We start from the raw sequence: 24,591 nt of genomic DNA, 5'->3' as shown, positions 1-24,591 counted from the left end.
CCGCCATCAAGGGGCGCGACTATACCAGCAAGGTCGCTCAATCGGAAATGATCGTTATTCACTCAAAACTGGATAACCCTTCCTTAAGACATCCAGTTTCTGCTGAAGATCCGGGCGTTTGGCCGCCGCTTTTTCCAGATCACTCACCAGAAGCTTCAGCGTTGTTTTGCTATTGCTGTTTAATGATTCACGCTTCAGTGACAGTTGTTCAAGCAGCTGATTCAGGGCTTGGTCAGCAGCAGGCAGCAACTCATTTTGGTTGTTTTTAACCACATAGCGGTAATAGCGGGTTACAGGTTTCAGCAGATAAAGCGGCTTATCCAGCTGAGCCCCCTGCTTGTTGTAGTAATCCACCATCAATTCTGGTTGGCGCACTGCAATAGCCTTTAACATCATTCCAAGCCAATCCGCTTTATTGAGTGGTGGTGTACCCAAACGCTCAGAGCCTGCCAACCCTGCCAGCTCATCCAACTGGCGGGTCAGTGTTTCCGCGGCTTGTTTTCCATGGCTGTCTTTTTCATTCTTAGCTGGCTGCTGCTCGGTATGTTGAGACAGCGCCGCTGGCAAGGCAGCAACATCCTGCGCTGGCATTCTGGCAACCGCCTGAAGAATTTTCGGCCACTCGCTTGAGGCAATAGCTTGTCCTTGTTGCTGGTCAGCAAATACATAATCCAGTGTTTTAGGTATTAAGGTGTCGAGCTCCTGCGCTTCAACCACATCCAGTTGAGCGAATAACCAACGACGATAATCCCCCGTCGGGAACTGACTGCCAGAAAGCCCATAAAGAATATTGTATTGCCAGTGATTACAGTCACTATTGATGGCTGAGCCTTTCGCCAGGGTGATCAACTCCTGATTCCAGGCGGCGGATGGTGTTCCCTTGTTGATGATTTCGAGAACGGCTTTGCTTTTTTGTTGGCACGGCGTCAGGTCATGAGCCAATACATTAGAGGTGATAAACAGGCCAACCAGAGTCAGGCAGCGCAGAAGAGCTGACATAAAACATCCTTATTTTAATCAGAAAGACGGCTGATATTAATAACTCCCTTTGTTATCCGCAATGGATATTTGATCCTTTGATCAAACTAGACTAGATAACGGTATAATTTTTTGCAAGCCACATCAAATTAAAGGAACTGAGTTTATCGAGCGGCGTCTCAACCCAAAGCACGGCATAATCAGCCGACATTATTTGGAGAATCACCCTATGTCAGCACAAAGCAAACTCTTTTCCCGCTATGTAAACCACCTTCCGCCTGGTGAGCTGAGCTGGATTGGCGTTCGTCCGGGTCGCCGGATGGCGATGCGCGCGCTTGAGCAGACCCGGGCTGTTGAAAGCCTGGGGCTTGAGGGTGATCATCGGATGGAGAAAACACCGGGCAGCGCTCGTCAGGTCACGCTGATAAGTGAAGAGTTTATTCAGCAGATTGGTCATTATCTGGGTGGCATACCAGTGGCACCGGCGCAATTACGGCGCAATCTGGTGGTGAAAAACATCAACCTGAACGCCCTGCGCTATCAGATTTTTCAGATTGGTGATGCCGTGTTTGAGGCCACCGCCCTCTGCCATCCCTGTAGCCGCATGGAACAGGAGTTAGGCAAAGGTGGCTTAAGTGCCATGCTGGGGCATGGCGGCTTATGTTGTAAGGTGCTGGTATCCGGCGACATCCGGCTGGGCGATGAAATCCGCCTCTATACACCGCAACAGTCTTTGTTATAACGGTTTATTCAGCGGTTCATCTGCCGGGTCAGCATCTGACAAATCCTTATTCGCTAACCCCAGCGCTTGTTGAATATTATCCAACAGCACATAGATGGCAGGCAGCACCAGCAAGCAGACAAAGGTGGTAAACAAGATACCAAAGCCCAGCGACACGGCCATTGGCGTAATAAACTGCGCCTGACGAGAGCCTTCAAATACCATCGGAGCCAAACCGCCAAAAGTAGTGAGTGTAGTCAGCAAAATCGGACGGAAACGCCGCACCCCCGCCGCTCTGACCGCCTGCAAAGCGTTCAGGCCTTTTTGGCGCTGCTCATTGGCGTAGGTCACCAGAATCAAAGAATCATTCACCACCACCCCAGCCAGCGCAACAATGCCCATAATACTCATGATCGACATGCCCATATTGCGCCCGGCCAGATCCAGCAGGATATGGCCAATCACCGCCCCCACCGCACCAAACGGAATCACCAGCATGATCAGCAGCGGCTGGGCATAGCTGCGGAAAGGGATCGCCAGTAGCACGTAAATCAGCAACATCGAGAAGAAGCCATACAACTGCAGGCTGCTGACACTCTCCTGCGTGTTGGCCTGACGTCCTTTAAAGCTGAATTCAACCGATGGATAAAGGGATTCAAGTTGGTTGAAGGTGTCTTCCCGGAGCACATTGATGACCGCCGGAATCTGCGAGCGTGGTTCTACTTCGGAGGTTACCCGGATAATCTGTTGACCATCACGACGGGTAATATTGGCCGGAGCACGTTCTTTCACCAGCGTGGCAATATCCCCTAGGAACACATAGCCACCTGCTGGCGTCTGAATTTGCAGGCGCTCGATATCCGCTGCATAGGAGCGCTCCTCCAGCGGCAAGCGCACCAGCACCGTGACTTCATTACGTTCACGTTGTTGGCGCAAGGCCCGTGCACCATACAAGGCGGCACGCACCTGCGAAGCAACATCACTGGCATCGAGATTCAGACTGCGCCCTAGCGCATTCAGCTTGATATCCCACTGCGGAGAGCCAGATTCAAAACTGTTGGCGACGTCTTTTACGCCCGATAACTGAACCAGCTCTTGTGCCAGAGCGGCCGACGCTTGTTTCAGCTCATCGGTGTTACTGCCGCGCAATTCAACCGTCAAACCAGAGCCGCCAGATGGACCGCCACCACGTTCGGCATCAAAGGTCAGACTTCGGATACCCGGTATCTCACCAATAATATCGCGCCAGCGTTGTACCGTTTCATTGGCCGTAATCGGGCGCTCTTCAACGTCCACCAGCCGCGCCTCAATCTCAACACTGGAATCGGTAATGTTTCCCTCCACGCTGAGCACCAACGGCACTCCTGCGGCATCAAACGGTTCGGCCACCTGATACAGGCTTTGCTCCAGATGCGTTCTCACCGCCTCAGCCTGACTCAGCGGCGCATTACTGGGCAGCTCCACCGAGGCAACCGCAAACTCCCCTTCCAGGCGTGGAAACATACTGAAGCCCATGCGCCCACTCATTGGATAAGAGAGCACAATCGCGCCAATCGCAAGGGCAACTGCAAGGGTTTTTCCGGGGTTATGTAATACTTTATCTAATACAGGTAAGTATTTGAAATTAATGAAATTATGTAATTTTTCATCTACCTTACCCTGGGCCTTATCAAGCTTCAGGCCAATACCGGTTTTGGGTGTTTTTTTCAGGTTCGCCAGGTGTGTTGGCAGGATAAACAGTGCTTCAATCCAGGAGATCATAAAACAGCTGATTACCACAATCGGAATGGCAACAAACAACTTGCCGGAAAAACCAGGCAGACTTAACAACGGCAAAAAGGCCGCGACATTGGTCAGAATGGCAAAGGCCAGCGGCATGGATACTTCCCGTGCGCCAACAATAGCCGCGTCATGAAATGGCATCCCCTGCTGCATATGCTCGTAGATATTTTCACCGGCAATAATGGCGTCATCCACCACAATACCCAGCGCCACAATAAAGGCGAACATCGACACCATATTGATGGACACATCCCACAATGGCAGCAATAACAACGCGCCTAAGAAAGCTGTAGGAATGCCCATAGTGACCCAGAATGCCAGACGGTATTCAAGAAACAGGCTCAGCAACAGCATGACCAGAATCAGACCGATGGCCGCATTTTTAAGCAACAGGCCAACCCGCTGACGATAGGTCTCGCCATCATCATCGGTAACAATCAGTTCAATGCCGGGGGGAAGTTCTGCACGAATCAGATCCAACTGTTCATAGGCCGCTTCAACAACGGTCAGTGGTGTCTGATTTTCAGCCCGATGAATATCAAACCGCACTGAGGTTTTGCCGTTGTAAGTCACCAGCCGGTTGGCATCGGCAAAGCCCTCCTGAACCCGGGCAATATCACCCAGCCGCAACTGAACGCCCTGATCATCGGTAATCAGTGGCAGCTGCTGAAAATCAGCGGCCCAATAAGCACGGTCATTTAATGTCACCAGAATATCACCGGCTTCGGTCTTAACCGCTCCAGCGCTCTGCTCCAGTGCATTATCAGAAATAATCCGCGCCACCTGAGTCAGGGTCAGGTCATAGCGCTGCAAGTCCAACTGGCGGATTTCAATCTGAATCTCTTCATCTGGCACACCGCGTAATTCCACCTTGCTGATCTGGGTGGAGGTTAACAGCTGCTCTTTGATTCGCTCGGCCAGTCGTTTTAACTCAAACCGATCCAATGGCCCGAACAGTGCCAGCTCCATAACCTCAATGGAACCGCTGACCAGGCTGACAATCGGCCGCTCGATTTGCGCCGGAAAGGTACTGATGCGGTTAACCGCTTGCTGAATATCCTGATAGGCTTGTTGTTTATCAACGCCGTTTTCCAACTCAAGGGTAACCCGGGCGGAACCACGACTAATATTGGAGGTTACTTCCTTAAAGCCATCCAGTGACGCCAGTTCGTTTTCGATGGGCAGCACGACGCCTTGTTCCATTTCCGAGGGTGTCGCACCTGGGTAAGCGACGGACACCCGCACGGCATCCGCTTCGTAGGGTGGGATAAATTCCTTACGAATTGTCAGCGACATCAGAAAGCCGCCGATAATCAGAAAGGCCATTAATAAGTTAGGTGCAATCCGGTGTTCAGACATCCAGGCAACCGGGCCACGGCGCGATGCCAGCTTATGATTATTACTCATCATTTGCCTCTACTAGCACCCGAACCGGAGCACCGGCAACGGCGGCATCGATTTTACTCAGCAATAACTGATCACCGTCCTTAAAGCCTTTATCGGACATAACACGCCGGGCAATCCAGCTGTCTTCCCGACCGCGGTATAACACCTCCAGCTGACGCTGTTGCAACTCACCATTATTGACTACCCAAACCCGGTTCTGAGCATCCATAAAACGACTGGCGACCTGATAGCTCTCTGCACTCAGTTGGCCAAACAAACGTACTTCAACAAAGTCATTGAGCAGAACCTTAGGCTGACTCGGGTCACTGAGTGCCAGCGGATCCGATAATGACAACAGCACTCGCACTTGCCGATCGGCACTATCAACGGCGGGCAGAATATTTAGCACCCGGGCCTGACGCTGCTGCCCATCAGGCCATCCAGCTTGCTGAATCAGAGCCGGTTGTTGCACATCCAGCAAAGCCAGAAAGGCTGCTGGTATTTTTACTTCAATCCAAAATTCATCAGTGTTCACCAGCTCAAACGCATTAGTGGAAACAGACACCTGGCTGCCAACTGAGATATGGCGCTGGTTAATCTGGCCATCAAACGGCATCTTAATCTGAGTACGGGCCAGATTCAGTTGTGCTTGCTCCAGATTCGCCTTGGCGGTTTGCACTTCGGCCCGTGCCTGAGCAATCTGCGGTTCACGCAACACCAGGGCTTTATCTTCGGCAGAGAAGGTCGCAGCCGATAATTCGTATTCCTCACGCGCCAGTGACGCCTGACCTTTTTCGATATCCAGCGCCGCCAATGCCTGAGCATAAGCTGCCTGGCGCTGGGTCAGCTGTAGCCGATAATCGCTGGCATCAATGGCAGCCAGCAGATCACCTTTGGCTAATCGTGTACCCGGCACGGCGGGCGCGGCGATACTCTGAATGCGGCCTGACACTTCCGGCATCAGGTCCACTTGTTGCGATGCCATCACACGACCGCCCGCTTGCCAATACGGAGGACGAACAGCCAGCTTGATATCCGCCACTTCAACCAGCCGGGATTTTGCCTCCGGGGCCACTCTTTCAGGTCGCGGCGCACTTTTAATAATAAAAGCCGCAATGCCAACACCAAGCAGCAGGATAACAATCACAATGGCGGCAGATTTTACCGGGCTTTGCTTCGGACTCTGTTTGGTTGGGGCTTGCTGTAAAGCACTCATGATGAAACATTGTCCTCTGACTGAGACTTTAAGGATGTAGACATAGACGGTTTAGGCCTGGAAGTGGAAGGCTTAGGGGTTAAAGAATCGGAGGTTAAAGAATCGAGCAGAAAACGACCATGACTCACGGCCTGATATAAACCAATACGCGACTGCACCGCCGACAGCTGGTTTTCCAGCACCTGACGCTCCAGTGACAATACATCGCGCTGGGATGTTAACAGCGATAAGAAATCGCCAACGCCCTTGGCATAACGACTGGCCTGAAACGATTGGGTTTTGCGCTCCAGTTCCAGTTGTTTGTTCAAGCTGGCATCCAGGCCCAGATATTCTTGCTCACGAATCAATTGCTGCTGAACTTCATCGGCGGCATCTAATAATGTTTGTTGATAGTCAGCCAGAGTTTGCTGTAACAAGGCTTGTTGTGCCGCCACACGGGCACGCCGCTCGCCACCGTCAATCAAAGGCAGCACCAGGTTGGCAGCAACATTTGATACCCAATCATCAAACACATTACCGAAATCCGGGTCCTGACCGCTATAGCTGGCAGTCAGCGTAAAGCGTGGGTAGCGGTTCGCTTCGGCAATGGCTACCCCGGCATTGGCAGCCAGTACATCAAACCAGGCCTGCTGCACATCCGGGCGCTCACTAATGGCCTGCAGGGAAACAGCAGTTCGGTGTTCAGGTAGAACGACCGGCAACAGTGTTTGATCGGCGCGGTTAAGCGCCGCTTGTAATGCATCAGCCACCTGATCAGCCGAAACAGCAGCACCAAGCCAAAGCTGTAACTGATTACGGAAAATATCGCGACGCGATTTGGTACGGAACACATCGGCTTCTATCGACTCCAGCAGCGATTGTTGCTGCCAGACATCAGATACCTGAGAACGGCCGCGCTGAAAACGGGCATTAATGGCTTTTAAACCCGATTCAACCCGTTGTTTTTGTTGCATCAGCAGCTCCAGCTGCCGGCTTTCTTTGAGGTAGCCATACCAGGCATTACTGACCTGGCTGGCAACGGTATTAGCCTGGATGCGAGCGGCAGATTGAGTTGCTGACAGCTCAAACTCACCCTGATCGCGCGCAGCGGCGACCGAACCCCAGAAATCAATTTCGTACGAGGCATTCAATCCGGCCGACCAGTTATTACTGACCCGCCCTGATGACAATGCACTGTTTTCAACCCGACTGCGGCCAGCCTGAAGGTTTAATTCCGGGTACTGACCACTGGCATCTACCCGTAATAACGCCGCACTTTGTTCGATACGCGCCAGCGAAGCTTGCAGAGAAAAGTTATTCGTTAGCGCCAGCTCAACCAGCTCATTCAGCACCGGATCGTTAAACGATTGCCACCAGCGTGCTGTCAACGACTCTTCCGCACCGGTCACATTAAGAAGCCGTTCCGTGATGTCAGCTAACAGCGGGTGGTTTTCCAGATTATTGTCATTCCCCGGTGGGTGAATAACATCCAGCTGACTACACGCCATCAAGGGCAATACAATCAGTCCGGCAACCCATCGTCTTTTATACATACATACATCTCAACCTGCTGAAGGCAAAGATGATAAGCAGCGACAAAGCGAGTGTTTAAGGGTTTTACGGTACTTTACTGAAGTTGTACAAGCCTTTCATTCAGGCATTCACTGCACTTTCAACAATCACCCAATAACGCTTGATAATCATTTGCAATTCATTACTATTCGCAGCAAACAACACTATCAGAACCATTTATCGCCATGCCTGCAGCCCTCTCATCAACCGTGCCCGTCGCTGTATTTTTACTCTGGCCGGCACTGCACCTTATGTACGGTGTTAGCCAACATCGCAGTGACAAAATCAATATCCGCCGTCGTATCAGCGGGCGCATTCTGCTGGCCTTCGCATTTGCCGTTGCTTTTATTCCCTATGGCTGGGAGAAAGGTGTGTTTTATGTCTTGTTCAGCCTGATGGGGGTTGCGGCATTATTCACACAATTGCGGATCTGGCGACCGGTCGCTGTTCCATTTTTGACCGCCGCCAGCCTGGTTACTGGTGGATTGGTGCTGGCAGGGTTAGCTATGGGAGGCATTTATGAACCGGCTTAAACAGCGCCTGGACTCAACCACCAGCCGAGTGATTGCAGCGATTCTGGGTGCCTTTCTGACAACCATCACCCTCACCATTGCCATCACGCTTTCGTGGCCTTTTGGTGACAAGGTGGAACAAATTTTTGCCGGCGGCGTGTTCTTCTTTGTCTTCTGGGCAAGCTTGTTTTACTGGGCACTGTTGGCCAGCGGCGGCCTTAAAGCCTGGGCCAGAATTGGCAGCTTGTTCGTTGTCTTTGGTCTGTACGACCTTTTATCTCTGACTGTTTTCCATTAATACAGGATTTGCCCATGGAACAACGTACACATAAGGTGTATTACAACACCCACACCTGGCTAGGCATCTTGTCAGGAATCCTGTTATTTGTTGTGACTTTTTCCGGCTTCCCGGCGATGTTTGCTCACGAGCTGGAAAACTGGCAATCCCCCACGCTCAACCAATTACAGCCCGCCGACGATATTGACCTTGATCGCCTGCTGAGCGCAGCCAGGGTGCAGGATTTTGGCACTGAAACCTTCTTTATTGTTCCGGAGACCGATCATGGCTATGCCATGGTGGCGTACTTCAATGATAGCGAAACGGATATCCGCCATATCGAGCTGGGCAATTACCAGCCGATTGACATTGGTGAGTCCGAAGTGGCTCATATTTTTGAGCACCTGCACACCGATTTACACCTGCCACGACCTTTCGGTCGTTATCTTGTGGGTCTGGCTGGCATGGTTATGCTGCTTTCCATCATTGCTGGCATTGTGATTCACAATAAATGGCGCAAAGAGTTTGTGATGTTACGCCCAAAGCGCAGCTGGCGCTTGTTACTCACCGACCAACACAAACTGCTTGGCCTCTGGACCCTGCCTTTTTCTTTTGTGCTGGCATTTACCGGCACCATTTTAGGCCTTTTAGGGATAATCTCCCCCATTCTTGCGCTGGCAAAATTTGATGGCAATGTAGAACAAGCCACGATTGCCGTGCTGGGCCCTCGTGCTGAAGTCGTGCATGAAGCTGCTCCTGCTGTCTCACTCAATATGCTGTACCTTGAAGCCCAGGCGGCTCAGCCAAAACTGGAAACCACCTTTATTCAGGTAGACGGCTATGGTGATGCTGGTGGTGTGGTGAAATTCAGCGGCAATCATCAGATTGGCCTGAGCAATCTGCAAAGCGTCACCTACTCACTAAAAGACGGCCGTCAGATCCATGAACTGAATGGTGTTGAGCGTGGTCCGTTTCAGCGCATCTTTGCCGCAGTCACTCCGTTACATTACGTGTTGTTTGGCGATATCGTTCTGAAGTTTTTTTACGCCATTTCCACCCTGGCGCTCTGCGCTCTGATCGTCAGTGGCAATATGATCTGGCTGGAGAAAAAGAAACAAGGTCAAACAAAGCACCAGCAAGCAGTTCCAGCTGATGAAAAGCCACATATACTGGCGCGCCTGACGCTGGGAATTTGTGCTGGCCTGGTATTCAGCTGCGCCGCTACGCTGAGCGCCAGCCAGTGGCTGCATGGCATCACACTTTCTACAGATATTCACCAACATGATCTTGAGGAAGGCATCTTCTGGCTCAGCTGGATTGCCGCAGCGGTGTATGCCTTTATCGGCTCAGATATACACCATAAAATTCGCCTGTATCTGGCAGTAACCGCTCTGACACTATTATCGGTTTTATTGGCCGACGGTCTGATTAATAGCCGTCACCTGCTTAACGGCAACGAAATCACCCAGGGTGTGCACCTGACCCTAACAGCACTGGCTCTGGTGTGTGGTTATTTCAGCTGGAAGCTGCCCAAACCTCAGATGAAGCAACGGACAAAACATCGGTCAAAATCCGAGCAAGCCAGCGATGCAGAAGCCCCGCCCTTAAGCGAGCGACAAACGGCCTGAACCAGAAATACATCTTCAGAAGTACACTCACAAAGCTCCCGAAACAAAAAACGCCCACCTGTTACCAGGTGGGCGTTTTTAAAAATCACATGGGGAGAAAGTGAAGTTTACAGGTCTCTTTTACAGGCCTTTCACTGCATAGATCCCCGGCGCATTACGCCAGAAGCCACGGTAATCCATACCACAACCAAAGACATAACGATCTTCGACGTCCATACCAATAATGTCGATGCACAGGTCGGTGTTTTTGCGATCGTGTACTTTGTTTACCAATACGGCGGTAATCACTTCTTTAGCACCCTGCTGCTTACAGGAACGAACCACCTCACACAGGGTATTGCCTTCGTCGAAAATATCATCAACGATCAGCACGGTACGATCGGTCATATCAATCGACGGTGGCGCTTGCCACTGCAAATCGGTAGAACCAGTGGTTTCACCACGGTAACGTGTGGCGTGCATATAACCCTGTTCCAGCGGGAAACTCAACTTTGGCAATAAGCGGCCAGCGGTAACCAATCCACCATTCATAATGCCGTACACCACAGGCATCGAATCTTTTAAACGCTCAGTAATGGCTTCGGCCATCGAGGTCAGTGCGGCCTCAACTTCCTGTTCGGATTTCAGCAGGTCAGCTTCTTCCATTACCTTGTTTAATTCTTCCAGAGTCAGCGGCTGGCTCATCGCGTTACTACCTATGGTATTGATCAGGGAAATATAAAGGGCGCGTATGTTACCACCGCTAAACCGTGACGCAATTGATTCCCCGACTATTTGCAGCATTTAGCGCCCGATCTCGCTGTGATATTATCGCGCGCTCTGAAAAATCGCCCAGAAACGCACTCTTTTACGCAGCAAGGTAATCTCATGACCGCCGATTCACGCAACACGCCGTCTTTAACACCCACACTGGAACTGGCCTTTGATCTGATCCGCCGCCACTCAGTGACCCCGGAAGACGAAGGTTGTCAGCCTCTGATGATGGAGCGCTTAGCCGCCGCGGGCTTCACCAATGAGCCGCTGCGTTTTGGAGAAGTCGATAACTTCTGGTCGCGTCGTGGCAGCGAAGCGCCGGTTGTGTGTTTTGCCGGACATACCGACGTGGTACCAACAGGACCTGAATCAAACTGGGATAACCCGCCGTTTGAACCAGCCATTATTGACGGCATGTTACACGGCCGTGGCGCTGCCGATATGAAAGGTTCACTGGCGGCGTTTTTAGTCGCCACCGAGAATTTTGTAAAAAAACACCCGAATCACAAAGGCTCCATCGCTTATCTGATTACCAGCGATGAAGAAGGCCCGGCCAAAAATGGCACCGTAAAAGTGGTTGAAACACTGGAAGCGCGTAACGAAAAAATCGATATGTGTATCGTTGGCGAGCCATCATCCACCAGCGCCGTCGGTGACACGGTTAAAAACGGTCGTCGTGGCTCACTTGGCTGCGTATTAAAGGTACACGGCAAGCAAGGTCACGTGGCGTACCCTCATCTGGCAGAGAACCCGGTACACACAGCGGCCTCTGCACTGACAGAACTGGCAGCCGAGCACTGGGATGAAGGCAATGATTTCTTCCCGGCCACCAGCTTCCAGATTTCCAATATCAACGCCGGCACCGGAGCCACCAACGTTATCCCAGGCGAACTGGAAGTTGTTTTTAACTTCCGCTTCTCCACTGAACTGACGGCTGAGATTCTGCAACAACGTACTCAGGCCATTCTCGATAAGCACGGCCTGAAGTACGATATCGAATGGAATCTGAGTGGCCAGCCATTCCTGACCGACTGCGGCCCATTGGTGGATGCCAGCGTACAAGCCATCAAAGAAATCACTGGCCGCGATACTGAGCTATCGACAGCTGGCGGTACGTCCGATGGTCGCTTTATTGCTCCTACCGGCGCTCAGGTGCTGGAGCTGGGCCCTATTAACGCCACGATTCACCAGGTCAACGAACACGTATCCGCTGATGATCTCAACACCCTGACCACCATCTATGAGCGCATGCTGGAGCTGCTGCTAGCGGCTGATTGATATGACGGATAGTTTAGCTTCTCTTCTGATCTGCCCGGTGTGCCAGGCACCACTGAGCAGTGACGATCACAAACACTGGCGCTGCACCAACAATCATAGCTTTGACCGTGCTCGCCAGGGGTACCTAAATCTCTTGCTGGCGCATAAGAAGCGTTCAAAAGCCCCGGGGGATGATGCCGAGATGGTGGCAGCGCGCCAGCGGTTGTTGGACTCCGGGGTGTATCAACCCATCTCAGATCTGCTCAACAACGCTGTTCAGCAAGCAAGCGCGAGCAACCCCATTCAACAGCATGACTTCATGCAGCTGTGCGACGTCGGCTGCGGCGAAGGTTATTACACCGAACGCCTGACTCAATCCCTTTCGACAAATAACATCAACAATCGCTGCTATGGTGTTGATATATCTAAAGAAGCTGTCAAAAGTGCTGCTCGCCGCGGCAAGCAATCCGGGATTGATAACAACCAGTTAGAGTGGCTGGTTGCTTCCGGTGCCGAACTGCCCTTTCAGCCTCAATCACTGGATATCATCACCTGCCTGTTCACCCGCTTGATGCCAGAAGGCTTCCAAAAGGTTCTCAAGTCGTCCGGCACCGTATTCACCATTAATACCGGCCTGACCCATTTGCGGGAAATGCGCGAAATTCTCTACCCGGAAGTAAAAGACAGCTGCTTCAACCCAACCCGGGTTATGGAGCAACATGAATTTACCTGCGTGGATGAACAACCGCTGAGCTACAGCATTCAGCTGACTTCCAGCCAGCAGATACACGACCTGCTGCTAATGACTCCGCATGTATGGAAAGCCACTGCTGAAGCGCGCCAGCGCCTGTTGGCACTTGATTCCCTAACGGTGACCATTGATGTTGTATTACATCAGTTCAGAGTCCAATCTCCAACCAATAAGGCCGCGTTATGACTCAGGTGTACTTTTACATCCTTGGCGGTCAGCAGATAGCCGATCAATGGCTGTTTGCCTGCCGTCTGACCCAAAAAGCGGTACGCAAAGGCAACAACATCCTGCTGCAGGTGGATAACGAACAACAAGCCAAAGAGCTGAGTGATTTATTGTGGTGCCATCAGCCGGAAGCCTTTATTCCGCATTCTTTGAGCTCAGACAACCAGCCAAGCCCTGACAATAGCCAAAGCCAGGTGTGCATTAACTGGCAAACTGACCCTGAGCATGAAGACTTCCCAAAACATCAACATGATGTTCTGATCAACCTGAGTCGGAAAATGCCTGACTTTTTTGGACGCTTTCATCGTTTCATTGAAGTCGTGGTACAACATGACGACGTACTGGACTACACTCGTAAGCATTACAAATTTCTGAAAGATCGTGGCTACCCAATTACCCACGAAGATATGAGACTGCGTTGATGAGCACCACAAACAAGCCGCGCGACTTATTAGACGAACTGGAAACTCTGCAGCAAGTACTGGACGATGCTGCCAGCGATCAGGTGAATCAGGATAAGTTAATTCCGACACTCGACCCAATGACCGACATCCCGGTACTGGATGATTTATTCGGCATTGACGAAAACGCAGATCTGACCCTGCCGGATGAGCTCACTTCAAACGACCTATCTTCAGACAGTCTTTCATCAGAGCCTAGCCCGCTTCAGGCTTCACCACTCAGTGCCGTCCCGCCTGCTGGCAATCCACTTGAAAAACCAGCCTTGCGGGCGGTTTCTGCAGCGCAACCAACAGCGCTGCAATCAGCACCGCCAGCGGAGCCACAATCCCCGATCCCGGATAATTTTTCACGCAGCAGTGTCAGCATCCCGGCCGACAGCCTGAAATCATCACCATCCAGCAACCCGTTTTTACCGAAAGCGATCCTGGAAAAGCTAGCCCAGGAACGCGAGGCTGCGCAGTACAGTGCTGAACAAGCGCAGGCCACCATGGCCAAAATCATGAGCAATGCACCGGAAGAGCCGTTTCGCTTTGACCATGAGAAAACCAAAGCATCAACTGACAGCAACGGCATCAGCTCACTGGAGAAAGCCGCTTTGATTGATGAGCTGGTGAAAGAAATGCTGCCCGAGATTGAAGCCAGACTGCGCAAGGCCTTACACGAAAAGCTGTAACGCTTTTCCTTTTTGCCACAAGCAGCAATTCGCTCCGCGCAGCACGTACACCTCCTTTTTAACAGCCTGCATTTTGCAGGCTGTTCCGTTATAATGCGGCCCATTTTTTGACAACACCAATTCGATTAAACGAACGAGTAGCAAACGAGCACTATGGATAAGACGTATCAACCCAACGCCTTAGAGCAAAACTGGTACCAGCAGTGGGAAGAGAAAGGTTACTTCAAGCCTTACCAAGACCAGCTGACCGGCGAAGGATATTCCATCATGATTCCGCCGCCGAACGTCACCGGCTCGCTGCATATGGGTCATGCGTTCCAGCACACCATTCAGGATGCTCTGACGCGCTACAAGCGCATGAATGGCAATAAAGCGCTGTGGCAGGTGGGTACCGACCACGCCGGTATCGCTACTCAGATGGTGGTTGAACGTAAACTGGCCGCCGAAGGTCAGCCGGATCGCCATGAGTTGGGCCGTGAAGAATTCACCAAAAAAATCTGGGAGTGGAAAGAACACTCCGGCGGCACCATCACCAGCCAGATGCGTCGCTTAGGCAACTCGGTTGATTGGGAAACTGAACGCTTCACCATGGACGACGGCTTCTACAAAGCGGTTCAGGAAGTCTTCGTTCGTTTATACCAGGACGGCCTGATCTACCGTGGCAAACGCCTGGTTAACTGGGACCCGAAATTACATACCGCCATCTCTGACCTGGAAGTCGAAAACAAAGACGTCAAAGGCAAGATGTGGCACCTGAAATACCCACTGGCTGACGGCTTAACCTACACAGACGAAGACGGCAACGAACACGCTCATATCGTGGTTGCCACGACTCGTCCGGAAACCATGCTGGGTGATACTGGCGTAGCGGTTAACCCAGAAGATCCACGTTACAAGCATTTAATTGGCAAAGACGTGGTTCTGCCGTTTGTTGAGCGCCGCATTCCAATCGTTGGTGACGAACACGCCGATATGGAAAAAGGTACCGGCTGCGTGAAAATCACCCCGGCCCACGACTTCAACGACTATGAAGTGGGTCAGCGCTGCAAGCTGCCAATGATCAATGTACTGACCTTCAACGCCGACATCCGCGACGAAGCGCAAACTTTTAATACCGACGGCAGCGTCAATGATGAACTGTCTGGTTTTATCCCAGAAAAATACCGTGGCATGGAGCGCTTTGCCGCACGTAAAGCGATCGTTGCGGATTTCGAAGAAGCAGGCCTGCTGGTTGAGATCGTTGAAAACGATATGGTGATTCCGTACGGCGACCGTGGTGGCGTGGTGATTGAGCCAATGCTGACTGACCAATGGTACGTTGACGCTAAGACCATGGCGAAGCCTGCCATTGAAGCGGTAGAAAACGGCGACATCGAATTTGTGCCGAAAAACTACGAAAACATGTACTTCTCCTGGATGCGCGATATTCAGGATTGGTGTATCTCCCGTCAGTTATGGTGGGGTCACCGCATACCGGCCTGGTACGACGAAGAAGGTAACGTTTACGTTGCCCGCACCGAAGACGAAGTACGTGAGCAAAACAACCTGGCTGCCGACGTTAAGCTTGAGCAAGACAACGACGTACTGGATACCTGGTTCTCCTCTGCCCTTTGGACCTTCGGTACTTTAGGCTGGCCAAATCTGGACGATCCTGAAGTACTGAAACGTATGCAGGACTTCCACCCGACTGACGTTCTGGTTACCGGTTTCGACATTATCTTCTTCTGGGTTGCACGCATGATCATGATGACCATGCACTTCTGCAAAGACGAAGATGGCAAAGCTCAGGTTCCATTCAAAACTGTCTACGTGACCGGCCTGATTCGTGACGAAGTCGGCCAGAAAATGTCGAAATCCAAGGGTAACGTACTCGACCCGCTGGATATGATCGATGGTATTTCCCTCGACGACCTGATGCACAAGCGTACCGGCAATATGATGCAGCCACAGCTGGCTGAGAAAATTGGTAAGCGCACGAAAAAAGAATTCCCGGAAGGTATTGCCCCGCACGGGACCGATGCGCTGCGTTTCACTCTGGCAGCCATGGCGTCCACCGGTCGTGATATCAACTGGGATATGAAACGTCTGGAAGGTTACCGTAACTTCTGCAACAAGTTATGGAACGCTTCCCGTTATGTGATGCTGTCGGTTGCCGGTGAAGAAGCGGTTGATAAAGCCGCAGCTGACGGTACGACCATTACTATCACCGACGAGATGAAAGCCAAGTGTGGCGCCAATGGCGAAGATGCGGTGCTGTCTCTGGCGGATCGCTGGATTATTTCCCGCCTGCAATTTGCTGAGCAGGAAGTACGTCGTCACTTCGACCAGTACCGTTTTGATATGGCCGCCTCTGCGCTGTACGAATTTATCTGGAATGAATACTGCGATTGGTACCTGGAACTGTCTAAGCCGGTTCTATGGGACGAAAACGCACCAATCGAAGCTAAACGTGGCACCCTGGGCACTCTGGTTCGTGTTCTGGAAGCAGTATTACGACTGGCCCACCCAATCATGCCGTTTATTACTGAAGAAATCTGGCAGCAGGTAAAAGAGCTGGCCGGTAAATCCGGCGACAGCATCATGCTGGCGGAATTCCCGCAAGCTCAGGAAGCCCTGATCGATGCTGACGCCGAAGCTGACGTGAAATGGTTGCAGGATGTGATCACCGCCGTACGTAACGTACGTGGCGAGAAGAACATCCCTCCAAGCAAAGCGCTGGAGTTGTTGTTCAAAAATGGCGATGACGATGACTTCCGTCGTGCTGAAGAAAACCAGGCCTTCCTGATGAAGCTGGCCAAGCTTGAGAAGCTGACCTGGCTGAACGAAGGTGATGAAGAACCGATGTCGGTCACCCAACTGGTTGGCGATATGGAAATTCTGATTCCAATGGCCGGCTTTATCGATAAAGATGCCGAAGTTGCGCGACTGAACAAGTCGATTGAGAAACTGGGCAAAGATCTGGATCGCGTTACCAACAAGCTGGGCAACCCAGGCTTTACCGACAAAGCACCAGCCGCGGTGATCGAAAAAGAGAAGGAAAAAGCCGCTGGCTTTGAGCGTGATATCGCTAAGCTGAAAGAGCAAATTGAGAAAATTCAGGCGCTGTAACAGTAGCTGATTTCTTCAACACCCCTAAATAAAGCCGCCCCGGGCGGCTTTATTAATGTTTGTTCCGTATGCCTAAGGGGGCGACCATGAACCAACAAGCTTTCGTTCAGATAAAACCCAATCAGGCTAAAGCCCTGATGCTGGCTAAGCATGATTTATCGTCACTGGTTCATAACGCCATTCAACTGGAAAACATTAATTTCACCCTGCCAGAAGTCCAGACCATTTTGGATGGCATTACGATTGGTGGCAGTAAACTAACCGACCAGATTATTACCGCAAATCAAGGCAAAGCCTGGAATGCTTTATTTGCCATGATCAAAAATGGTGAATTTGAAATGACTGCTGGCATTGCCTGCAAACTCCATGGCATTGCTGGGTTGGAGGAAGCACTTGAGTGGGGGCATTTCAGAACCGGCGGCGTTCTTATCGCTGGCACCAGTTACACTCCGCCCAAAGCTGATTTATTACCTGACGCATTTGCAAAAATGATTGATGATATGAATCAACTGAACGACATCTACGATCAGGCGATCCATGTTTTCCTGACCATGGCGCGCAACCAGTTCTTCTGGGATGTTAACAAACGCATGGGCCGCTTTATGATGAATGGCATTCTGCTACAAGCAGGCTACCCAGCGATCAACCTGCCTGCTTCTCGTCAATTAGAATTTAACCAGTTGATGTTAGATTTTTATGAATCGAACAACCAAGGCCCAATGAATGCATTTATGCGTTCTTGCCTCGATTCCAGAGCTATCGAAATCATGCAGGAATAATGGAATTGCCAATGCAACTGCCTGACAAACTCATTCAACAAGTATCCAGTTACTTGCAACAGCAAGGTATTCTGGCAGCCTGGCTTTATGGCAGTTTCGCCAAAGGAACTGCCAATGAGCAAAGTGATATTGACCTTGCCCTTTTACTGCCGGAACACTCAGATTCCTGGCAGTTACTTCCCGGGCTTGACTCAACCCTGAGCGATTTAACCCAGCGCACCGTTAACGCTATATCGATCATCCAAGCCCCTACGCCATTGGCTTTTGAAGCCGTTGAAGGCAAGCGCCTTTTTGGTGAAGGCCAGGCCATGTTGATCGAGCAAAGGGTATGGTCAAAATGGGAAGACTTTAAATATTGGAGCCAACAAGGATGAACGAAGCTTACATTGCGTCTATACGCCAACATACTCAGGAACAGGTTGAGACCTTAAATGAGCTTGCGGATAACATTAAACAGCAACCGCTACGCAAGATTGAGCGCCTTGCCGCTGAACGCAGCCTGCAAATATTAATTGAATCAGCCATTGGTGTTGCCAAACATTGCTGTAAAAAAGCAGGCAAAACTAATTCTGGTGATGCTTATCGCATATTACTGATCACTCATGATTTACTTGGCAGCAATATTCCGCACGCAGTCCTGAGAGGCGCCGTTGGTATGAGAAATGCCATCGTGCACGATTATTTGAACCTTGACTGGGTTCGGATTGAAGCAGTCATCAGCAAAAAACAATTTGAGGTAATGGCTGAATTTATCGAAGCCGGTCTGGAATACATAGGTGTGCAACTGCAAGGCAGCTAGCTTTCTGCCACACACCCTCTTCTATTCACCCCTATATCAGCTGTCGATTTACCCCGCAAACATGGGTACACTGAGCCGAGCAAAAACTCTAATAACTTCAAAGAAGCCAACTCTATGAATCCATCAGAAAGACTCCAGGCAACGTACAAAAAGCAATACGAAGCTTCACGCCAACACGCTTACCCAAGCCTCCAGGAACGTAAAGACACCCTGGAAAAGCTGGCCCAGCTACTGGAAAACAATCAGGATCGTATCTGCGACGCCATCGATAAAGATTTCGGCGGCCGCTCAAAAAATGAAACCCTGCTACTTGAGCTAATGCCATTATTAGGCTCGGTCACTTACGTGAAAAAGCGCCTTAAGAAATGGGCGAAGCCAAAGAGCCGCCACGTTGGCCTGGCCTTTATTGGTGCCAACAATAAACTGATTCCTCAGCCTAAAGGTGTGGTCGGTGTTGTTACTCCGTGGAACTACCCGCTGTTTTTGGCACTAAGCCCGGCTATCAGCGCCATCGCCGCCGGTAACCGCTGCATCGTTAAGATGGCGGCTAATTCACAGAATCTGTGCCGTCTGATTGATGAGCTGGTTTCGGCATCTATCAGCGACGACGTACTGTCTGTTATTCCGGGCACGTCTGCGCGCGAATTCTCATCCATGCCATGGGATCACATGGTGTTCACCGGCTCTGCTGCTACCGGTAAAGTCGTGATGGAAGCTGCTTCGAAAAACCTGACCCCGGTGACACTGGAGCTGGGCGGCAAATCTCCAACTATTCTGGCACCAGACTATGATGTTGCCACCGCCGCTGAACGAGTGACGTTCACCAAGTTCCTGAATGCCGGTCAAACCTGCGTAGCACCAGACTATATGTTTGTGCCCGAAGGCAAAGTCGATGAGTTTGTTACTCACGCCAAAGCCGTGATGCAGAAGCGCTACAAAGATCTGAGCCATCCTGATTTTACTGCCATCATCGACGAGTCTGCTTTTAACCGTTTACAAGCCACGTTAGAAGATGCCAAAGCCAAAGGCGCAGAAGTGATTCAGCTGACTCAGGGCACCACCTTGGATGCTGAGGCGCAAAAAATGGCACCACACATCGTTGTTAATCCAACCGATGACATGATTGTGATGCAGGATGAGATTTTTGGTCCGATCTTCCCGGTGAAAACCTATAAGTCGATGGATGAAGTGGTTGAATACGTGAACGAACGTGAGCGTCCGCTGGCGCTGTATATGTTCACCAACAACTCCAGAACTCAGGATGAATTGCTGTATAAAACCCTGTCGGGTGGCGTGTGCATCAACGACAGCCTGTTCCATGTTGCTCAGCACGATATGCCATTTGGCGGTATCGGTAACAGCGGCATGGGCCATTACCACGGTGAAGAAGGCTTTAAAGAGTTTTCTAAACTGCGTCCTGTGTTTAAGCAGTCCAATATGACTTCTAAGATTATTTTGCTGCTGGCACCGCCGTATGGGTCGGTGTTTAAAACGGCGATTAATACGCTGCTGAAGTTCCGTATTTAGTCTTCGAGACTATATCGCGCAACGAAAAACGCCCAGCTATTTGCTGGGCGTTTTTTATTCAGGCTTTAGAAAATCCTGAGAGCGAATTTTACTTGTAGAAAGCCTCTACCTCACCCTTCAGCTTCATCAGCATTGGGCGACCAAAGCGATCTTTGGCAGTTGGCGAAGAGACTTTAATCCAGCCTTCGCTGATGCAGTATTCTTCGACGTTCGTGCGCTCTTTGCCGTTCAGGTGAATACCGACGTCGTACTCGAAGAACTCTTCTGCGTAGAACTTGCTTTTAGGGTTAACAGACAGGTGTCTGGCAGGGCTGGCTTATCGCTCATTGTTACAACCTAGATTTTGATAGTGTAAAAACGAGCGACCTTAAAGGGTAATCAAGAGTAATATTCAAGAAACTAGCTATACTAAAAATTAATTTTAATTTCGAGTTTTTATCACCCTAAGAATAAGTTTGAATAGCTTTTTTGCATCTTTCAAGCATTCGGCGTGCATCCCCAACACGATTTGTTTGTTCAATTTCTTCTGCAAGCCAAGACTTTGCTTTCTCCAAAAACTGAAGGGCGACCTTATTTCTATACTTAGCATGATATTGAATAGCTTGATCTGCATATTTCATAGCATGAAAGGTCTTTCTAACATCAGAACTATAGCAAAATTCTAAAACTCTCATGCTTTCTATCAATGCTTTATCAACATCATCAGACTTAGAGCGATTAATATTAGCCTTAAACATAATAATTGCGTACGAATTTTTAATAGCCCAGTTTCTAGACCCCCCTTTCGCAACAGCCCTATCAATTTCTGCGAACGCTAAATCGTGCTCCTTTCTCCTTGACAAGTAAAGCGCTTTCTGCTGGATATTAAAAGGAGAGCCGGATTTAGAGTAAATCATGTCATACAAAGAACAGCCATCATTGATATCCGGAAAAGCTCGTTCAAAAATCCAAGCATCATAAGCCTTTCGTTTGAAAACATTATAATTTGGAATTGAGACTTTGCTAACATTGACATGAAATTCAGTCAACATTTTAGACATATGTCTAGCTGGTGCCTTATCGTTTATCAGGTCCGCCAGAAGATTGGAGCGAATACTAAAATAGTCTTGTTCTTCTTTCCTCATTACACCCACATAATCATTTACGCTACTACCAAGTAGGTTTACTAGTTCATATATTTGCACATACTCTGCGCGCCCCGAGAAATATGAAATAAGAACATCCATAGATGCTACACTTCTTGATCTATGCATATAACAGATAAGCAAAAACATTTCCACAAGCCGACCATCAACTTTCTCTAAATCCCGAATAACCATGTCAAAACGGGACTTAATGTCAGGATAACGACAATTTTTTTCAATTAGTTCAAAAATTGAGTCCCTCTCCTCATGCTTAAAGCGAGGCCTTCTCAAATCCTCAGGAATTTTATAGTATATTTTTTGTGCATCTTCTCGATTTATATTTGTGACATCTATAACCTCACAATTATTTGAGAAAAATTTGTAATTACTAGAAGAAAGGTAGGCGTAGTCTCTCTCAGCTATAACATATCTCACATTTTTATTTTTTGACAGAATAGACAAAGCTTCAAGCGATGATTGAAATTCATCGATAAACAAAAGCACACGCCTTCCAGAAATATTAGAAACCAACAACCTTGCCTTTTCAGGACTTAGATCCTTGATATACATCTTTGCACCATCATACTCATAGTGAGCTGACAGCTGCATCAACAACGTTGTTTTCCCTGTTGCTGCACCTCCAGTAATAAGAACATTTTTACCATTATTCATAAGTTCCCGTATGTCATCATAATAACCAGTAACAGCAATTAAGGATGAATAAATATAACTCCAATCTGGGTTAGCTCCTTTATAAAAGTCACTTATAGCCTTATGCTCTACGGATGTATTAGATGGAATAGAATACTCAGGGAAAAACACCAACTCATCAGATTCAACATAACTTTCGTTTAAGTTTCCACCAATAGACCCTATGTAGCCAAGAAACTCCTCCGTATCCGATATTATTATTTTTAATCCCATAGAGCGATAGTATTCAGCTTCAGACTCATCGTAATAATCAGGATGAAGAACAACCCATGAGTCTTTCATATTATTGTCAGATATAACGTCAGAAAGAGCCTGAAGCGTACCTGCGTCCTGCAATGCATAACCCCAAAAGATTGTAGGGTATTTGCACATTAAATTTCTAAAGTGAAGCCACTTGGCAGGGTCATTTGAGAATGCACCGGCCATATCCAACGGACCAAAAAGCATTTTATTTTCATAATCATGAATTGACCCATGAAGGTGATATAGATCAATTGCTTTCTTATCTGAGAATGAAGCTCCATTCATTGTTGCATTATTTAAGTATGCATTTTTGCTCGTGCTATATATATTTTCCAAAAGGTCATCCACATTAGTTGTGAATATATTGCGAACACTAACATTAAATATTGAATAATAAGCATCATCAATACTAGCAACCTTAAACCTTTCTCTTAAGAACGAGTCCAGTCCCTGCTTATCTTTTGTTGCTATTACCGCACATAATCTGGCCAAGTCAAAAGCCTTAGAGTTCCCAGGGAATTTAGCTCTCAACTCATCTAAAAGCCCTCCTCCCACAGGAAGATTTCCTGCCTTAGATTCTGCTAAAACTGAAAAGCCTGCCCCTAAGAAGAAGTTAACTCCCTTTTTCAAACATGCTTCAAATGTTGCTTTATTTTGAATTTCCATAACATTCTTCCCTATTCAATCAATTTATTTGGCTAACAATCGAGCGTATAGAAAGTAGTCCGTGTAATTATCACACCATTATTACTCCTTGCCTCTACCCTCAAATCTCAAGAGCAGTACAACCGTGGCAGACTCATTTATTAATGAGCCAGATACTACCAAATATCTATATCAATAAGATAGCACCTCAAGTCAAGACAATGGACCGAAGCGACTACAATCGTTCCAAGCACCGCACAACGAAAAACGCCCAGCTATTAGCTGGGCGTTTTTCTACTGGCATCCGCAGATGCCTTAAGCAGGCTTTACTTATAGAAAGCCTCTACCTCCCCCTTCAACTTCATCAGCATCGGGCGACCAAAACGATCCTTAGCGGTTGGCGAAGACACTTTAATCCAGCCTTCGCTGATGCAGTATTCTTCTACGTTCGTGCGTTCCTTACCATTCAGACGAATACCCACTTCATGCTCAAAAAATTCTTCTGCGTAGAATTTGCTCTTCGGGTTAACAGACAATTGATCGGGTAAAGCTGGCTTGTCACTCATGATTACAACCTGACAGTGGACATGTAAAAAGGAGCGCCATTGTAGGCGGGATACCCAACCGAAACAACAAACTCTCTTTTTGTAACATTTCAGTAGCAACAAAAAGACACTCGTTTACAGGCAAGTGACATGACAACCTCGGTCTAGACTCAAATAAAAACAACCAGCAGAGGTGGCCTTGATCAGTATTCGTCGGTTTATTCTGCTCCTGACTCTGATACCGGCATTGGCAGCACAGGCAGAATCGGGATCGATTCATATTGTCAGTGATCTGTGGCCGGGTGCAACAGAGGAAAACGGCGAGGGTTTGTATTGGGATCTCGTTAAACAGGCCTTTGCGACACAGGATATCTCTGTGGAGATTTCTCACGCACCCTATGCCCGCTCAGTGGAAGAAGTGATTCATGGCAAAGCCGATGCCTGGCTGGGCTCTTACCCCACCGAGGTTGAGCAGGCTGTTTATTCGTATCACCACCTGGATATTGATGTCATCCTGGCCGTCAGCCGCAACGATCAGCAGATACAGTCCCAGGCCGATCTGTATGGCAAAAACCTGGCATGGCTGAGGAGTTTTCGCTTCGATCGCTATATGAATGTTCCGGTTGAAACCCGGGAGGTCAATTCCCAGGAGCATGCACTGAAGATGCTCCTCGCCGGCCAGGCGCTCACCGCGTTTTTAACTCCGGCAAGCTTATTTGAACCCGAACTGGAGATATCTGCGTTCAGTCAGGAACAATTAACCGCCACCCCTATTCTTCGGCTGAAACTGCTGATCGGCTTCCGCAACACCGAGCGGGGTATTGAGCTGCGCAATGCCTTTGATCAGGGCTTCAACCTGCTGTTGCAACAAGGGCAAGTGCAGCGCCTCTACGATAAACATGGCTGGGGGCGTTATCGGCACCAGTAACTGAATCTTC

22 protein-coding genes are annotated in these 24,591 nt (G+C 49.4%); 14 read left to right on the top strand and 8 right to left on the bottom strand.

The window, feature by feature from the left end; all coding sequences use genetic code 11:
- Positions 1–54: 54 nt before the first annotated feature.
- Positions 55–999, bottom strand: a complete 945-nt coding sequence (locus ACO05E_RS16685) for a hypothetical protein (RefSeq protein ID WP_419810621.1) — start codon at positions 997–999, stop codon at positions 55–57.
- Positions 1,000–1,207: 208 nt separating this feature from the next.
- Here ACO05E_RS16685 and ACO05E_RS16680 point away from each other — a divergent pair, with 208 nt between their 5' ends.
- Positions 1,208–1,720 carry an MOSC domain-containing protein gene (locus tag ACO05E_RS16680; RefSeq protein ID WP_419810620.1) on the top strand — a complete coding sequence of 171 codons (513 nt, stop codon included), beginning with the start codon at positions 1,208–1,210 and terminating at the stop codon, positions 1,718–1,720.
- Here ACO05E_RS16680 and ACO05E_RS16675 read toward each other — a convergent pair.
- From ACO05E_RS16675 to ACO05E_RS16665, 3 genes are read right to left on the bottom strand one after another with little or no spacing between them, the layout of a single operon-like run.
- Positions 1,715–4,888, bottom strand: a complete 3,174-nt coding sequence (locus tag ACO05E_RS16675; protein ID WP_419810619.1) for an efflux RND transporter permease subunit — start codon at positions 4,886–4,888, stop codon at positions 1,715–1,717. The two genes, ACO05E_RS16680 and ACO05E_RS16675, sit on opposite strands and share 6 nt — an antisense overlap.
- On the bottom strand, positions 4,881–6,083 hold the full coding sequence (locus tag ACO05E_RS16670; protein ID WP_419810618.1) for an efflux RND transporter periplasmic adaptor subunit: 1,203 nt from the start codon (positions 6,081–6,083) through the stop codon (positions 4,881–4,883). Before ACO05E_RS16670 ends, ACO05E_RS16675 begins: the two co-directional genes overlap by 8 nt.
- Positions 6,080–7,615 carry a TolC family protein gene (locus ACO05E_RS16665; protein ID WP_419810617.1) on the bottom strand — a complete coding sequence of 512 codons (1,536 nt, stop codon included), beginning with the start codon at positions 7,613–7,615 and terminating at the stop codon, positions 6,080–6,082. Before ACO05E_RS16665 ends, ACO05E_RS16670 begins: the two co-directional genes overlap by 4 nt.
- Positions 7,616–7,819: 204 nt before the next feature.
- Between ACO05E_RS16665 and ACO05E_RS16660 the strand changes: the two genes are divergently transcribed.
- The 3 genes from ACO05E_RS16660 to ACO05E_RS16650 are packed head-to-tail and all read left to right on the top strand — an operon-like array spanning position 7,820 to position 10,051.
- The gene (locus tag ACO05E_RS16660) at positions 7,820–8,167 is read left to right on the top strand and encodes a hypothetical protein (RefSeq protein ID WP_421722754.1); all 348 of its coding nucleotides are present in this window, start codon (positions 7,820–7,822) and stop codon (positions 8,165–8,167) included.
- Positions 8,154–8,444, top strand: coding sequence for a hypothetical protein (locus ACO05E_RS16655; RefSeq protein ID WP_419810615.1), 291 nt, complete (start codon positions 8,154–8,156; stop codon positions 8,442–8,444). The genes ACO05E_RS16660 and ACO05E_RS16655 overlap by 14 nt, the downstream gene beginning before the upstream one ends.
- A 14-nt stretch (positions 8,445–8,458) precedes the next feature.
- Positions 8,459–10,051, top strand: a complete 1,593-nt coding sequence (locus tag ACO05E_RS16650) for a PepSY-associated TM helix domain-containing protein (RefSeq protein WP_419810614.1) — start codon at positions 8,459–8,461, stop codon at positions 10,049–10,051.
- A 120-nt stretch (positions 10,052–10,171) separates the two neighbouring features.
- Here the strand turns inward: ACO05E_RS16650 and ACO05E_RS16645 are convergent, their stop codons facing one another.
- Positions 10,172–10,735 (bottom strand): hypoxanthine-guanine phosphoribosyltransferase, encoded by a 564-nt coding sequence (locus tag ACO05E_RS16645; RefSeq protein WP_419810613.1) that lies wholly within the window; start codon positions 10,733–10,735, stop codon positions 10,172–10,174.
- 183 nt (positions 10,736–10,918) lie between these two features.
- Here ACO05E_RS16645 and dapE point away from each other — a divergent pair, with 183 nt between their 5' ends.
- The 9 genes from dapE to ACO05E_RS16600 all read left to right on the top strand — a co-directional run bounded on the left by dapE (position 10,919) and on the right by ACO05E_RS16600 (position 20,385).
- Positions 10,919–12,082 carry a succinyl-diaminopimelate desuccinylase gene (gene dapE, locus ACO05E_RS16640; RefSeq protein ID WP_419810612.1) on the top strand — a complete coding sequence of 388 codons (1,164 nt, stop codon included), beginning with the start codon at positions 10,919–10,921 and terminating at the stop codon, positions 12,080–12,082.
- A gap of 1 nt (position 12,083) precedes the next feature.
- Positions 12,084–12,998, top strand: a complete 915-nt coding sequence (locus tag ACO05E_RS16635; protein WP_419810611.1) for a putative RNA methyltransferase — start codon at positions 12,084–12,086, stop codon at positions 12,996–12,998.
- Positions 12,995–13,459: a DNA polymerase III subunit chi gene (locus ACO05E_RS16630; protein ID WP_419810610.1), complete on the top strand. Its 465-nt coding sequence runs from the start codon at positions 12,995–12,997 to the stop codon at positions 13,457–13,459. Before ACO05E_RS16635 ends, ACO05E_RS16630 begins: the two co-directional genes overlap by 4 nt.
- Positions 13,459–14,172, top strand: coding sequence for a hypothetical protein (locus tag ACO05E_RS16625; RefSeq protein WP_419810609.1), 714 nt, complete (start codon positions 13,459–13,461; stop codon positions 14,170–14,172). Before ACO05E_RS16630 ends, ACO05E_RS16625 begins: the two co-directional genes overlap by 1 nt.
- A gap of 153 nt (positions 14,173–14,325) precedes the next feature.
- Positions 14,326–17,280, top strand: coding sequence for a valine--tRNA ligase (locus ACO05E_RS16620; protein ID WP_419810608.1), 2,955 nt, complete (start codon positions 14,326–14,328; stop codon positions 17,278–17,280).
- 86 nt (positions 17,281–17,366) lie between these two features.
- On the top strand, positions 17,367–18,059 hold the full coding sequence (locus ACO05E_RS16615) for a Fic family protein (protein WP_419810607.1): 693 nt from the start codon (positions 17,367–17,369) through the stop codon (positions 18,057–18,059).
- An 11-nt stretch (positions 18,060–18,070) separates the two neighbouring features.
- A complete protein-coding gene (gene mntA, locus ACO05E_RS16610) occupies positions 18,071–18,433 on the top strand; it encodes a type VII toxin-antitoxin system MntA family adenylyltransferase antitoxin (RefSeq protein WP_419810606.1) in 363 nt (120 codons plus the stop codon).
- Positions 18,430–18,858 (top strand): DUF86 domain-containing protein, encoded by a 429-nt coding sequence (locus tag ACO05E_RS16605; RefSeq protein ID WP_419810605.1) that lies wholly within the window; start codon positions 18,430–18,432, stop codon positions 18,856–18,858. The genes mntA and ACO05E_RS16605 overlap by 4 nt, the downstream gene beginning before the upstream one ends.
- 114 nt (positions 18,859–18,972) lie before the next feature.
- Complete coding sequence (locus ACO05E_RS16600) at positions 18,973–20,385, top strand: coniferyl aldehyde dehydrogenase (RefSeq protein WP_419810604.1); 1,413 nt, start codon at positions 18,973–18,975, stop codon at positions 20,383–20,385.
- Positions 20,386–20,473: 88 nt separating this feature from the next.
- On the opposite strand, the gene ACO05E_RS16595 is transcribed toward ACO05E_RS16600, so the two are convergent.
- The 3 genes from ACO05E_RS16595 to ACO05E_RS16585 form a co-directional block, all read right to left on the bottom strand.
- Positions 20,474–20,683, bottom strand: a complete 210-nt coding sequence (locus ACO05E_RS16595; RefSeq protein ID WP_419813634.1) for a DUF3297 family protein — start codon at positions 20,681–20,683, stop codon at positions 20,474–20,476.
- A 145-nt stretch (positions 20,684–20,828) separates the two neighbouring features.
- A complete protein-coding gene (locus tag ACO05E_RS16590) occupies positions 20,829–23,129 on the bottom strand; it encodes an SIR2 family protein (protein ID WP_419810603.1) in 2,301 nt (766 codons plus the stop codon).
- Between the two features lie 305 nt (positions 23,130–23,434).
- Complete coding sequence (locus ACO05E_RS16585; protein ID WP_419810602.1) at positions 23,435–23,674, bottom strand: DUF3297 family protein; 240 nt, start codon at positions 23,672–23,674, stop codon at positions 23,435–23,437.
- Positions 23,675–23,900: 226 nt separating this feature from the next.
- On the opposite strand from ACO05E_RS16585, the gene ACO05E_RS16580 reads away from it, so the two are divergent.
- Positions 23,901–24,581 carry a substrate-binding periplasmic protein gene (locus ACO05E_RS16580; RefSeq protein ID WP_419810601.1) on the top strand — a complete coding sequence of 227 codons (681 nt, stop codon included), beginning with the start codon at positions 23,901–23,903 and terminating at the stop codon, positions 24,579–24,581.
- Positions 24,582–24,591 lie beyond the last annotated feature (10 nt).

It is taken from the genome of Bacterioplanoides sp. (assembly GCF_965226395.1).
GTDB lineage: Bacteria > Pseudomonadota > Gammaproteobacteria > Pseudomonadales > Oceanobacteraceae > Bacterioplanoides.
Note: the sequence above shows the minus strand (reverse complement) of the source record. Positions and strands in the feature narration are given on the sequence as shown.